11 protein-coding genes and 1 tRNA gene are annotated in these 13,069 nt (G+C 54.1%); 6 read left to right on the forward strand and 6 right to left on the reverse strand.

The genetic code is table 11. The annotated features are described in order from the left end of the window. Window positions 1-41: 41 nt before the first annotated feature. Entirely contained in the window at window positions 42-1,208 is a 1,167-nt protein-coding gene (gene carA / locus J4E05_RS14295) for a glutamine-hydrolyzing carbamoyl-phosphate synthase small subunit (protein ID WP_085587992.1), read from the reverse strand. A 364-nt stretch (window positions 1,209-1,572) separates the two neighbouring features. On the opposite strand from carA, the gene J4E05_RS14300 reads away from it, so the two are divergent. From J4E05_RS14300 to J4E05_RS14320, 5 genes are all read left to right on the forward strand, one after another. Continuing rightward, window positions 1,573-2,028 (forward strand): GatB/YqeY domain-containing protein, encoded by a 456-nt coding sequence (locus J4E05_RS14300; protein WP_085587990.1) that lies wholly within the window; start codon window positions 1,573-1,575, stop codon window positions 2,026-2,028. A gap of 121 nt (window positions 2,029-2,149) precedes the next feature. Further along, the gene (gene dnaG / locus J4E05_RS14305; protein WP_349596732.1) at window positions 2,150-4,045 is read left to right on the forward strand and encodes a DNA primase; all 1,896 of its coding nucleotides are present in this window, start codon (window positions 2,150-2,152) and stop codon (window positions 4,043-4,045) included. Window positions 4,046-4,156: 111 nt separating this feature from the next. After that, window positions 4,157-6,277, forward strand: coding sequence for an RNA polymerase sigma factor RpoD (gene rpoD, locus J4E05_RS14310; protein ID WP_085587987.1), 2,121 nt, complete (start codon window positions 4,157-4,159; stop codon window positions 6,275-6,277). Between the two features lie 107 nt (window positions 6,278-6,384). Continuing rightward, a tRNA-Ile gene (locus J4E05_RS14315) sits at window positions 6,385-6,461 on the forward strand. Between the two features lie 177 nt (window positions 6,462-6,638). Beyond that, the gene (locus J4E05_RS14320; protein WP_349596735.1) at window positions 6,639-7,565 is read left to right on the forward strand and encodes a LysR family transcriptional regulator; all 927 of its coding nucleotides are present in this window, start codon (window positions 6,639-6,641) and stop codon (window positions 7,563-7,565) included. A gap of 270 nt (window positions 7,566-7,835) precedes the next feature. Here the strand turns inward: J4E05_RS14320 and ilvD are convergent, their stop codons facing one another. The 3 genes from ilvD to J4E05_RS14335 all read right to left on the reverse strand — a co-directional run bounded on the left by ilvD (window position 7,836) and on the right by J4E05_RS14335 (window position 11,225). Further along, window positions 7,836-9,509, reverse strand: a complete 1,674-nt coding sequence (gene ilvD / locus J4E05_RS14325; protein WP_349596738.1) for a dihydroxy-acid dehydratase — start codon at window positions 9,507-9,509, stop codon at window positions 7,836-7,838. Window positions 9,510-9,842: 333 nt separating this feature from the next. Continuing rightward, a complete protein-coding gene (locus J4E05_RS14330) occupies window positions 9,843-10,316 on the reverse strand; it encodes an AtaL-like protein (protein ID WP_085587982.1) in 474 nt (157 codons plus the stop codon). A 39-nt stretch (window positions 10,317-10,355) separates the two neighbouring features. Then, a complete protein-coding gene (locus tag J4E05_RS14335; protein WP_349596742.1) occupies window positions 10,356-11,225 on the reverse strand; it encodes an SDR family oxidoreductase in 870 nt (289 codons plus the stop codon). Between the two features lie 105 nt (window positions 11,226-11,330). Between J4E05_RS14335 and J4E05_RS14340 the strand changes: the two genes are divergently transcribed. Further along, window positions 11,331-12,221, forward strand: coding sequence for a LysR family transcriptional regulator (locus tag J4E05_RS14340; RefSeq protein WP_349596745.1), 891 nt, complete (start codon window positions 11,331-11,333; stop codon window positions 12,219-12,221). 34 nt (window positions 12,222-12,255) lie between these two features. Here J4E05_RS14340 and J4E05_RS14345 read toward each other — a convergent pair whose 3' ends face one another. Continuing rightward, on the reverse strand, window positions 12,256-12,582 hold the full coding sequence (locus J4E05_RS14345; RefSeq protein ID WP_349596748.1) for a pyrroline-5-carboxylate reductase family protein: 327 nt from the start codon (window positions 12,580-12,582) through the stop codon (window positions 12,256-12,258). A 12-nt stretch (window positions 12,583-12,594) separates the two neighbouring features. Beyond that, on the reverse strand, window positions 12,595-13,059 hold the full coding sequence (locus tag J4E05_RS14350; protein ID WP_349596751.1) for a pyrroline-5-carboxylate reductase family protein: 465 nt from the start codon (window positions 13,057-13,059) through the stop codon (window positions 12,595-12,597). Window positions 13,060-13,069 lie beyond the last annotated feature (10 nt).

Raw genomic sequence — 13,069 nt, forward strand, 5'->3', positions numbered from 1 at the left:
GTGCCGCCAGCATCATGAAGGGTCGCTGTTGCCAGCAATGATCAGGATTTCGCGTCTTCGATCAAAGTAACGAAACGTTTGAACAAATAATGGCTGTCATGCGGGCCGGGCGATGCTTCGGGGTGATATTGCACCGCAAAGGCCGGTTTGTCCTTGGCGCGCAGACCTGCCAGCGATCCGTCAAACAACGAGAAATGGGTCGCTTCAACATTTTCAGGCAGGGTATCCTTGTCGACCACAAAGCCATGGTTTTGGCTGGTGATTTCAACAACACCGGTTGTCACATCCTTGACCGGGTGGTTGGCCCCGCGATGGCCGACTTCCATTTTGCGGGTTTTCGCCCCCAGTGCCAGTGCCATCATCTGATGACCCAGGCAAATGCCAAAAACAGGCTTGCCGGTATCGATCAGCTTTTTAATGGTGGGCACGGCATATTCGCCGGTTGCAGCCGGGTCGCCAGGGCCGTTGGACAGGAAAATACCATCGGGTGCCATCGCCAGAATTTCTTCGGCCGATGTGTTTGCCGGTACCACCGATACCTTGCATTCCAGCGAAGCCAGATTGCGCAGAATGTTACGTTTGATGCCGTAATCAATCGCGACAACATGGTGTTTGGCATTACCCAGCTTGCCGTATCCACCCTTGATCGACCACAGGGTTTCATCCCATTCATAGCCTTCGGTGCAGCTAAGTTCTTTTGCTAGGTCCATGCCTTCAAGGCCGGGCCATGCGTTGGCCTTGGCAATCAGGGCATCAATATCGAAGGTTCCGTCAGGGTTATGGCAAATTACCCCGTTCGGCGCCCCTTCATCGCGAATGCGTTTGGTCAGGCGGCGGGTATCAACCCCGGCAATACCCACGCGGCCATGTTTGGCCAGCCAGTCGCCATAATGGCCCGTGGACCGGTAATTTGACGGCTCGGTTATGTCCTGGCGCAAGATGCAGCCAAGGGCAACGGGGCTGGTGTTTTCGATGTCTTCGTCATTGACGCCGACATTGCCGATATGGGGGAAGGTGAAAGTAATCATTTGCCCGGCATAAGACGGGTCAGTCATGATTTCCTGATAACCGGTGATCGAGGTGTTGAAGCATACTTCACCAACCACCTCGCCTCGGGCGCCAATACCGCGTCCCCAGAAAACTGAACCATCGGCAAGAACCAGAACGGCAGTGGCACCAGGGGGCGGGGTGTGCGTGGGCGCTGACATTGGCGAATGTCCTTTCGATCTATCCACGGTGAGACACGGAGTCTTTATAATATATAAAATTACCGGCAAGCCGATAAAAACAGCCCAAACTGCCATCATGGCAGCCATGCAGACACATGTAGCACCCCGCATAAATGCGCAAATACCAATCCGGCATCAGCATTTTATGCGAAAAGAATGATTTACATATGTCCCGACAGGCAAATTGGCGGATGTCTACGGGAAGGGGATGCTGCTGTCAAGAACCGATCAAAACTTTTATTCGTTGTTTGTTTTCAATGGGTTATTCGGATATGTTTTCTTTGCGCTCACTGTACTTTTGGGGTATGTTCACTCCTTTCTTCCATAGAATCAGAGATGCGCCATGCTGCGACCGCAGCTTACAGATGCTTTGAAAAAAGCCGTCCTTTCAAAAGATACCGTTTCGGTGACCACCATCCGCCTCATCCTGGCTGCTTTGAAGGAGCGCGACATTGCTGCGCGCGGGGAAGGCAATACCGATGGTATTTCTGACGATGAGATTCAGGGGCTGCTTCAGGCAATGGTCAAACAGCGCCGCGAAAGCATCGAGATGTATTCCAAGGGCAATCGCCCGGAGCTTGCTGCCCAGGAAGCCTCGGAAATCGTAGTGATCGAGCGATTTCTGCCCCGCCAGATGAGCGATTCTGAAATTGAAGTGGCTGTTAAGGGCACTGTTTCGGACATGGGGGCGACCTGCCTGAAAGACATGGGTCGGACAATGGCAACCCTGCGCGAAAAATACAGCGGCTGCATGGATTTTGGCAAAGCCGGTCTGGTTGCGAAAAGGCTGCTGGGTTAAGATACAGAACCCGACACGAGAATAAAAAGCCGGATGCCTTGCGTCCGGCTTTTGTCATGCATAATCTGTTATGCTGGTTTAAGCTGTCTTCTGATCTTCACATTTCACGGATGGGCATATTATGAGCTTTCCCCAGTCGTTTCTTGACGACCTGCGGGCACGCGTTGATCTGGCTGATGTTGTCGGATCCTCGGTAAAGCTGATCAAACGCGGTCGGGAATATTCCGGACTGTGCCCGTTTCATAATGAAAAATCGCCATCTTTTACCGTGAACGAGCAAAAGGGTTTTTACCATTGCTTTGGCTGCGGGGCGCATGGCGATGTTATCAGTTTTGTCATGAATACCCGGGGGCTGACCTTTGTCGAGGCCGTCGAGGTGTTGGCAAACCAGGTCGGTATGGATGTGCCCAAACCATCTCGCGAAGCCCAGGAGCGCGAAAAAAAGGCCAAAACCCTTTATGATGTGATGGAAGTGGCTTGTGTCTTTTTTGAACGTAATCTGCGGATGCCTGAGGGCCGCGAAGGGCTGGATTATTTTCATGCCCGTGGGCTGGATGACAAAACCATTGCCGATTTTCGCCTCGGATATGCGCCTGATAACCGGGCCGCGCTGAAGGCAGCCCTGAAACGCGAAGATATCGACGAACGCACCATGATCGAGGCTGGTTTGTTGATCGAACCCGAAGATCAAAATCGGCAAAGCTATGACCGTTTTCGCGGCCGGGTGATGTTTCCCATTCTGGACCGACGCGGACGTGTGGTGGCTTTCGGTGGCCGTGTTATGGGTGATGGGAAACCCAAATATTTAAATAGCCCGGATACACCCCTGTTTCACAAGGGGCAGTTGCTATATGGCCTACCGCAGGCGCGAGAGGCATCGCAACATGGTGCCGAAATTATTGTGACCGAAGGTTATATGGATGTGATCGCGTTACACCGTGCGGGGTATCGCGGTGCCGTTGCGCCGTTGGGTACCGCGGTGACCGAAGAACAAATTGGCGAATTGTGGAAAATGGCCAATGAACCGATCCTGTGCCTTGATGGCGATGCGGCGGGCAAGCGCGCGGCAGTGCGCGCGGCCGAGCGGGCCATGCCCATTTTGCGCCCGGGGAAATCATTGCTGTTTTCCATCTTACCCGAAGGTGATGACCCGGACAGCCTGATGGCGGCGGCGGATGGCATGACGCGGTTTCGTAAACTTCTTGATCAGGCGGTACCTTTGGCTGAGCTGGTCTGGCGGCTTGATACCGCTGGCAAGCCCACCGACACACCGGAACGCCGTGCTGCTCTGGAAGCTGCCATTCATGCGCGCATTGGTGCGATTAGCGACGAGGCCGTACGTCACCAATATCAGACCATGTTCAAGGACCGGGTGTGGAAACTGTTTCGCGGGACTCGGGATGATGCAGCGCGCCCGGCGCGGTCGAACTGGCAAAAAAGTGGCGGTGGAAATAAAAAATCCGGTTCCTATGGCAAACGCGGAAATAAAAACTATGTTTGGGAACCGGCCGGTAAAGCGGTGCCGGGTATGGCGCGGCCTGCAACGGGAAACCGTCGTCACCTTCAGGATGGCATCCTGATTGCGACCCTGATCAATCATCCGGCCTTGCTCGATGATATCGGCGAAAGGCTTGGTGTTTATGTTTGCGATGACTCGGACCTTGACATTCTGCGGCGCGCAGTCTTAAAGCTGCTTGATGGTGATCCTGGACTTGACTCTGAAACACTTAAGGGCCACTTGAAGCGCGACGGGCTGTCTGAAACAGTTTTGCGGGCGGTAGAGAGCGATGTTATGGCTCACGCCGCTTTCGCCAGACCCGAAACGCCGCTTACGCGGGCCCTTGCGGGTTGGGAACAGGTTTTTTCGATGGCTGTAAGCTCCCTGGCGGACGAAGAGGCGAAATATGCCGTCCGACAGTTGGCAGCAGATGTCAGCGATGAAGAATGGGAAAGATTTTCGCATCGCCGCGATGATCTGGCCCGGCGCCGGGAAAATGTGTTCAAGCTCGACGACTGATCGATGCGGTTTCGCGGGATCAGTGTTCGGGCTATTTGTGATTTGCGTTACCATGTGTAGCGTGCGGGATAAACTGGTGCCTCAGGTGCCAAAGCGGGAAACGGGGAATAGATGTCGTCTAAGACTTCGAGCGCTGAAGAGAAAAAGACCTCTTCTGAAAACGCAGACGGACCTCTTCTCGATACATATAAAACAGCGATCAAGAAGCTAATTGCCAAGGGCAAGGAGCAGGGTCACATCACCGTTGACGAGCTCAATGCGGCCCTGCCGTCCGAGCATTTCTCCTCCGAGCAGATCGAGGACGTGATGACCAATCTCAATGAGATGGGCATCAATGTTGTCGAGAACGAGGAAGGCGACGACAACGAGTCGAATGATGATGCCGAGGCCGACCCCAAGGGCAACATTTCCGAAGATGACGTTGGACGTACCGATGATCCGGTGCGCATGTATCTTCGCGAAATGGGTAGTGTCGAGCTGTTGTCGCGCGAAGGCGAAATCGCCATTGCCAAGCGTATCGAGGCTGGCCGTGAAATGATGATTGGCGGGATTTGCGAAAGCCCGCTGACCATTCAGGCCATTGTGAACTGGCACGACCAGTTGCAGGAAGGCAAACTTCTGCTTCGTGATGTGATCGACCTTGAAACGACCTATGGTGGCGGCCCCGATGCTGCGGCCATTGGCGCAGAGGTTGAAGACGATGCCGAGGAAGAAGTTGACGGTGATCTGACGCCGCCTGTCACGTCTGATGATGATGACGAAGACGACGAAAAAGAAGTTGAAGCACCGGTTCAGCCTGTTATTGCCTCTCCTTCGCGCGAGCGTAACGTCGATGTTGAAGATGACGACGGCGAAGAAGGCAAGGACGCCGAAGCAAAAGATACCGACGACGAAGATGAAGACGGCGAAGTTCGCCGTTCAAGTGACGATGATGATGACGAAGATGACGAGAACGAGCAGGTCAACGTTTCCCTTTCCAAAATGGAAGAGGAACTGACCGAACAGGTTCTGGAAAAATTCGAAAAAATCGCCAAAACCTATGAAAAGCTGCATAAGGCGCAGGAACAGCGCCTGTCGGCCATGAACAAGGGTGAATCTGTTCCGGCGGCCACCGAAAAACGTTATGGCAAGCTGAAACAGGAAATGGTCGATTTGATGGAAGATGTTCATTTGAACAACTTCCGCATCGAAGAATTGCTTGATCATCTGACCGGCCTCAATAACCGGCTGCTCGGCCTTGAAGGTAAACTTCTGCGTTTTGCCGATCGTTGCAAAATTAAACGGCCTGATTTCGTCAAGCATTACCAGGGCAACGAACTTGATCCGAACTGGATGGAGCGGGTTGGGGCTTTGCCAGGCAAGGGCTGGAAACTGTTTATTGAACGGTATCCCGATGAAATTGCCCAGTTGCGCGAAAACATTGGTGGCGTTTCAGCCGAAGTCGGCTTGCCGATTGGCGAATTCCGCCGTGTTTACGGTGTGGTCAACAAGGGCGAACGTGAAGCGGGCCGTGCGAAAAAAGAAATGATCGAGGCCAACCTGCGTCTCGTGATTTCAATTGCCAAAAAATATACCAACCGTGGTCTGCAGTTCCTTGACCTTATCCAGGAAGGCAATATCGGCCTGATGAAGGCCGTGGATAAGTTTGAATATCGCCGTGGTTACAAATTCTCGACCTATGCCACCTGGTGGATTCGTCAGGCGATTACGCGCTCTATTGCCGACCAGGCCCGTACGATCCGTATTCCGGTTCACATGATCGAAACCATCAACAAACTGGTTCGGACGTCGCGCCAGATGTTGCATGAAATCGGCCGTGAACCGACCCCGGAAGAACTGGCCGAAAAACTGCAAATGCCGCTTGAAAAAGTGCGCAAGGTTCTCAAGATCGCCAAGGAACCAATCTCTCTTGAAACCCCGATCGGGGACGAGGAAGACAGCCATCTTGGTGACTTCATCGAGGACAAGAACGCCGTTCAGCCACTTGATGCCGCGATTCAGGCCAACCTGCGTGAAACCACCACCCGGGTTCTGGCATCGCTGACACCGCGTGAAGAACGTGTTTTGCGCATGCGTTTTGGTATCGGCATGAATACCGATCATACGCTGGAAGAAGTCGGTCAGCAGTTTTCGGTGACCCGTGAACGTATCCGTCAGATCGAAGCAAAAGCATTGCGCAAGCTTAAACATCCGTCGCGTTCGCGCAAGTTGCGGTCGTTCCTGGATTATTAAGAAAAATAGCAGGGATAGCCGCGATACGGGGCTTGACCTTTGCGTCAAAATCGCTAGTTTTCGGGACCGCGCCAAACATTGGCGCGGTCTTTTCTATTTCCCCTCGGGGGCCCGTAGCTCAATTGGTTAGAGCCGACCGCTCATAACGGTCTGGTTGGGGGTTCAAGTCCCTCCGGGCCTACCACTTTTCCAATGTCCCGTGCCACAAAAGATGACATTTTCGCCAGAGAAAGCGAAAGTTGTGCAAGAATAAATGAAATTGGCGCGTGATATTGCTGTAGATAGACAACAATCTTGAGCTGCGTTATCGTTGCCGCATCTGTGGGGCAGGGTCGTCTGTGTTTAGTGGCAGAGGTTGGCAGTGAATTTACGACAACTTCGTTATTTCGTCACATTGGCTGAAGAACTGCATTTCAGTCGCGCTGCTGAACGCATGAATATGACTCAGCCGCCCTTCAGTCAGGCGATCATTGCGCTTGAGCAGGAGCTGGGCGTTACCCTTTTTAATCGCACAAAAAGACATGTCGAGCTCACCCCTGTTGGGGAGCATTGGCTTGAATGCGTGCGCAAGGTTCTGGACAATGCCGAGCAATTGCCGCTTTTGGCCCGGCAGATTGCGGATGGTGAAATCGGTGTTTTGAAGTTCGGGTTCGTCTCGACGGCAGCTTATAGTCTTTTGCCCAGCTTGGTTGCCGATTTTCGGCTGAATTTTCCCGATGTGAAACTCGAACTCGCGGAAATGACCAGTGATGTGCAGGCCGAGGCCCTCCTGCAAGGCGAAATCGATGCCGGCCTGATCATTCCGCATGGAACGTTTGACTGTTCTTTGGGCTATCTGCCGATGTTGCGGGAGCCGCTGGTGGCAACGGTGCCCAAGGCCTGGCTTGAGAACGGAAACATTACCTGTGTTAACGGAAAACTCCCGTTGGCGGAAATCGCGAAACATCCGCTAATTATCTTTCCGCGCCGGATCGCCCCGGCCTTTTATGACACGATCACCCAATATTTTGCGCAGTCTGGCTATCAGCTCGCGATCGGTCAGGAAGCAATCCAGATGCAAACCATCGTCAGTCTGGTTTCAAGCGGATTGGGGATTGCCCTTGTCCCTGAAGCGCTGCGCAATCTGGATCGTACCGGCACATGTTATATCCCGCTGGAAGGAAAGCCGCCGATCATTGAAACGGGCCTTGTCTGGCGGCGGGAAGATCCTTCCCCAGCTGTTGAACGTCTGATCGACCTGGCGAAACCGTTGGCGATTGCCGGTAATGAGGTTCAGGAAACGGTCTGACTGTCAGCCATAGCAGATACAGGCCACCGGGAAGGCCGATCCGGTGCATAGCTGAAGGACTGACAATCAGGACCGAAGATAATCCGGAGACTGCGCTTAATGCTTATGTTTGAACGCCGGGCAGGCATTTTGTTGACTGGCTGTTGCGGTAATCGCGATAGTCCCCGGCTCCGGGGTGCCAGGTCATAAGGTCTGGGCATTGTGTGCGCCTCGGATGTCCTGGAGATTGAACCGGGTTTTGTCCGAAATTTGCCAAGCGGACGACCGGCTTTAACCGGTTCCAGCCCCCTTGCTGGCAGGGCGGGTAAGACGGGCGAATTTCGCCAGGACGCCGCGTGTGTAGCGCGGGGCGGGTTGACGCCAGTTTTCGCGTCGCCGTTCTATCTCGTCATGGTCGACTTTGAGTTCAAGAAGACCGGCAGGGGCATCAATGGTAATGATGTCGCCTTCCTTAACAAGAGCGATGGTGCCGCCCTCGAAAGCTTCGGGCGTCACATGGCCGACCAGTAATCCCCATGAACCACCGGAAAACCGTCCATCGGTGATCAGGCCGACCTTGTCGCTTAAACCTTGGCCGACAATTGCCGACGTTGGCGCAAGCATTTCCGGCATTCCCGGGCCGCCCTTTGGACCGAGATAACGCAATACCAGAACGTCGCCTGCTTTTATCCCGCCCGACAGAATGGCATTTAATGCCGATTGTTCATCATTAAAAACGCGGGCCGGGCCGGTGATGGCAGTGGATTTCAGGCCGGTGATTTTCGCAACCGCCCCGTCTTCGGCAAGATTTCCTCGCAAGATGGCAAGATGTCCCTCCGCGTAAAGGGGATCGGAAACCGTTCGTATTACGTCCTGCCCGGCCGGGGGGAGGTCTGGTACTTTGGCGAGTTCGTTTCCGATTGTTCGGCCGGTGATGGTCAGGCAGTCAGGATTGAGCAGCCCGGCATTGAGCAATTGTTTGAGCACCTGTGGCACGCCGCCCTGACGGTGCAGGTCCACTGCCATATATTTTCCCGACGGTTTCAGATCGCAGAATACGGGCACCTTGCGTCTGATCCGTTCAAAATCATCGAGCGTCCATTCGATACCGGCCGCATCGCAGATCGCCAGATAATGTAGAACGGCGTTGGTCGAACCACCGGTCGCCATGATCAGCGAAACGGCGTTCTCCACACTTTCGCGGGTGATAATGTCAGACGGGCGGATATTTTGCTTAACGGCGTCCACCAAAACGCGCGCGGAGTCTGCGGCTGAAACGGTTTTTTCCGCATCCGGGTTCGCCATTGTCGAAGAACCAAGCAGCGACATGCCCAGTGCCTCAAACGATGAACTCATTGTGTTGGCGGTATACATTCCCCCGCAGGACCCTGTTGTCGGGCAGGCATTTTTCTCAATTCCTGTGAAATCTTCCTCGCTCATATGTCCGGCGCGAAAGGCGCCGACGGCCTCGAACGCAGAAGTGATCGACAGGTCCTGACCCTTCCAACGGCCTGGTTTGATCGTGCCGCCATAAACGTAAATGGCCGGAATATTTGCCCGTGCGATGCCGATCATGCCGCCAGGCTTATTTTTGTCGCAACCGCCAATGACCAGGACCCCGTCCATCCACTGGCCCTGAACGGTCGTTTCGATGCAATCGGCAATCACCTCGCGCGAGACAAGGGAATATTTCATGCCTTCGGTGCCCATCGACATGCCATCTGAAATCGTCGGAACACCAAATGTCTGCGCATTGGCCCCTGCGGTCTTTATGGCGGCAATGGCAGCATCGGCAAGCGGTTGAAGCCCGGCATTGCACGGCGTGATGGTCGACTGGCCGTTGGCAACCCCGATCATCGGTTTGCCGAAATCCTCTTCCTTGTATCCCAGGGCATAGAACATGGCGCGGTTCGGGGACCGCTCTATTCCGTCGGTTATCGTCTTTGACCTTCGATTGTAAGACATGGCGATTTCCTTGCTCATTCCGATCCGAAGGTCAGGATATGATAGGCACCGATACCACTGGAAATATAATTATCCCGATATATTCAGTCTTTCAGGATATTAAACGGAACCCGTCCCGACGGGGATATCAGTCCATCGCCTGATCCGGTTTAGATGTGCAGGATGTCGATATGTGTCCTGTGCTGTATTTGGGTGTTTTTCGTCTTGTTTTGCTGGTGTGAAGTTACGCTTGTTAGAAATCGGCATGTCGGGAAATGTCAGGTTTTGTGCCAATCGATGTCAACTTATCTGGCATTCGTTGCGCCTGACAATTTCCCGTGGTGCCGAGATTGATTACAATTGTCCTGCCGCAAGCAGTTCACGTGTCCGTTTCAGCGTTGACAGAAGGGCCGATTTGTAGCCTGTGTCGCTGTCGAACCGGGCCTGTTCGGCTTGTTCTTCGGGGCCGTTCGGCTTCTGTCCACGCAGACCAATATAGCAGTAGAACCGAAGCTGTAGCATACCGTCGTCATCTTCGAACAATTCGTTGACGATGGCACCTTCGCGGGGGCCGCTGGCTTGGAAAAAGGTGACTTTGCTTTGTGGCTCAAGGGTGATGATCTCGCGAAGGTCAGCACCGGCAATGGTGGCGTCACGTACAAAGTGGGTCTTGCTTTCCTCTGTAACGTCACAGCGGGTACACAGTCCCGGCGGGAGGAACAGGCGCGCATCACGCGCCTTTAGCTCCAGTCCTTTCCAGACCTGCTCTCTTGTAAGTCTGGTTTCGTTTTCCGGGTTTACCGGCACCGTGGCGGTTGAATAGATCATGATAAATGTCCCTGGTCTTTGGGTTATGGAGGGGCTGCTTCAGGCAGAAGCAACCGTTTCCGAGGCAAAGTCGCGATAGGAGCGGAGCGGGCGGCCCAGAAGTGCCGTCAGATATTTAACATCGCCGCTGTCAGGCAACATGCCATCGCTCAGGAAGCGTTCACCCATCATGCGCATGTCGTAGGCCATCCATGCAGGCATGAACTGTGCGAGGTTTTGTTCGAAGGCGTCGATATCGCCGCCGCCATAATTAATTTGGCGCGCAAGCACATCTGACCAGATGGCGGCAATTTCCGTTCCCGTTAAAGTATCGGGACCAACCAGGTTAAGGCGGTTGATTGGCAGCGGTTGGGCCGCCTGTTCGCGGCGCAGCAGCTCAAGGGCTGCAATTTCCGCGATATCACGACTGTCGATCATGGCCAGCCCCTTGTCGCCAACAGGCATCGGATAGACACCATAGCCGGTGATGACATCCTTGATCGTCAGATCGTTCTGGATGAAGTAAGCCGGGCGAAGGATGGTGGCATGCATGCCCATCTGTTCGATCATTCGCTCGACGCCAAATTTGCCGGCAAAGTGTGGCACATTCACATAAATATCGGGATGAATGACCGACAGATAAACAATCCGTTCGATGCCCGCTGCGCGCGCAACATTAAGCGCGATCAGGGCCTGTGTGAATTCGTCGGCCACGACGGCGTTTAACAGGAAAAGGGTGGACACACCCTCAAAGGCACTGCGCAGGGACGCTACATCCAGAAAGTCGCCTTTCACGACAGAAACACCTGCAGGGAAGTTTGCTTTGGCGGGATCGCGAACAAGAGCACGAACATCAGCGCCGCGCTTGACAAGATGGTCGATGACTTGGCTGCCAATATTGCCTGTGGCGCCGGTAACGAGAATGGTCATTGGGGTATCTCCGGTTGGTTTTACTTGACAACCCGAATATGTCTGACCCAATCATGATCCAATAGCCTGTTAATTTAGACAAACTGTCTCATATGTGGAACGATTATGGATCTTCTGGCGCTTGCTGATTTTAATCTTGTTGCCCGTCATGGCGGCTTTGGCAAAGCGGCACGGGCGACCGGCCGCCCCAAGGCGACCTTGTCGCGGCGGGTGGCGGATTTAGAGGCAAGTCTTGGGCTTCGGCTTTTTGAACGTGGCGGACGTAACCTGAAACTGACGGAGGAAGGAGGTGCGCTTCACGAACGGACATCTGTTCTTTTGACGGAACTTGATGAAACAGCCGCCATGATTGCTTCGGGTGCCGAGAAACCACGCGGGCGATTGAAGATTAGCGCACCGTTGCTTTTTTCGCAGACTGCCATGGGCAGGATCGCGGCGGGTTTTGCCCTGAAACACCCGGACGTCAGGCTGGAAATTACCACCGAGGATCGGCCTGTTGATATGATCGAGGAAGGTTACGATCTGGTGATCCGGGTTAATCCGGATCCGGATGAAAGTCTTGTTGGTCGGGCCTTTCTTCATGATCGTCTGGTTGTTGTCGCAAGCCCCGATCTTCCTGCCCCGGCGGTAGACGTTGCTGTGCCCGGGGTTGTGCGCGGGGCTGGCCATCGGCAGGTTTGGGATGTGATGACCGCTAACGGGCCTTTGGCGATCAGTATCGAGCCAATCCTTGCCCTGTCGTCACTTATTATGGTTCGGGATGCCGTGCGCGCCGGGGGTGGTGCGGCATGTTTGCCAATATCGCTGGTAAGCCACGATCTGGCAAACGGCACATTGCAGCATTGGGGCGATATCGAGGGATCCGACATAGCCCTGTGGGCGCTTTACCCGTCCCGACGTTTGCTAAGTGCGCGCGTGTCGGCTTTTCTGGATTTTCTAAAGCAGGCATTCCCTAATGGAACGCCCGATGAGCTGGCCGTTTATATTGGCAGCTAGCGGTCCTGAGACCCGCTTGCTTTCATGCACCATTCTATCGCTCCAGATCGTTGCCCATCTCGCGCGATTTGTCGCGGGCAGCACCTAATCCCCTGGAGACAAGCTGATCAAAACCGGCTTTCCTCAGGGTTTTTAGGGCTGCGGCGGTTACGCCACGATATTTCATGAATGTCGCGATGGTGGCCTCGGCATCGTCGTTATGCTGTTCGGTCAGGTATCCCGCGCCAATCAGCACCTGATTTACAGCCCGTTTGGCAATGTCACCGGGGACGCCGGACGCAATTGCATCTTTGATCATGGCAGCCCGCAATAATGCCGGCAGAGCCGGGCCGGTGCCAGTAAGGCCACCCAGATAATCCATGAGTGTTTCATCTTATACTTCATCCTCGATGCCGAAGGTCTGAAGGATTTGGCGAACAGCGGTGCGATCTGCTTCGTGAATGTCAGAGGTGGCTATCCATGGGGTATAGGATCGGCCGATTTCTGCACCGGCATTGGGCATGGCGCGTATCATTCTGTTTGTGCCAAAATGCGTTTTAAGGGTCTGAAGGTTAGGGCCGGCCAGAACAGAAATGATAAGCTTTCCCTGAATGCGGATGCGTAGAGTCGGAAAGTCTGCGGGGCGCACAGATACGATAATGATATCGCTGTCATCCACCAGCGCCTGATTATCCGTTGTCCAATTCGCTTTTGGCAAAATTTCAGGGCGGGCCGTTCGATAGCTGAGCGTCAGATTTTCAAGATTGGTTATCCTGCTATCAAGTAACGCGCGGGCAAAGCTGCCCCCCAGCCAGCCTGCACCCCCGATAATGCCGATTTTCAATGGCGCAGCAGGCATCGTTGTGTCC

The sequence above is a fragment of the Thalassospira sp. NFXS8 genome, assembly GCF_040148805.1.
Taxonomy (GTDB): Bacteria; Pseudomonadota; Alphaproteobacteria; order Rhodospirillales; family Thalassospiraceae; genus Thalassospira.

Bases quoted from the DNA above. Each gene is read 5' to 3' on its own strand.
- dnaG (WP_349596732.1), top strand. From the start codon at position 2,150: ATGAGCTTTCCCCAGTCGTTTCTTGACGACCTGCGGGCACGCGTTGAT.
- J4E05_RS14350 (WP_349596751.1), bottom strand. From the start codon at position 13,059: ATGCCTGCTGCGCCATTGAAAATCGGCATTATCGGGGGTGCAGGCTGG.
- rpoD (WP_085587987.1), top strand. From the start codon at position 4,157: ATGTCGTCTAAGACTTCGAGCGCTGAAGAGAAAAAGACCTCTTCTGAA.
- J4E05_RS14340 (WP_349596745.1), top strand. From the start codon at position 11,331: ATGGATCTTCTGGCGCTTGCTGATTTTAATCTTGTTGCCCGTCATGGC.
- carA (WP_085587992.1), bottom strand. From the start codon at position 1,208: ATGTCAGCGCCCACGCACACCCCGCCCCCTGGTGCCACTGCCGTTCTG.
- J4E05_RS14345 (WP_349596748.1), bottom strand. From the start codon at position 12,582: ATGGATTATCTGGGTGGCCTTACTGGCACCGGCCCGGCTCTGCCGGCA.
- J4E05_RS14300 (WP_085587990.1), top strand. From the start codon at position 1,573: ATGCTGCGACCGCAGCTTACAGATGCTTTGAAAAAAGCCGTCCTTTCA.
- J4E05_RS14335 (WP_349596742.1), bottom strand. From the start codon at position 11,225: ATGACCATTCTCGTTACCGGCGCCACAGGCAATATTGGCAGCCAAGTC.
- ilvD (WP_349596738.1), bottom strand. From the start codon at position 9,509: ATGTCTTACAATCGAAGGTCAAAGACGATAACCGACGGAATAGAGCGG.
- J4E05_RS14330 (WP_085587982.1), bottom strand. From the start codon at position 10,316: ATGATCTATTCAACCGCCACGGTGCCGGTAAACCCGGAAAACGAAACC.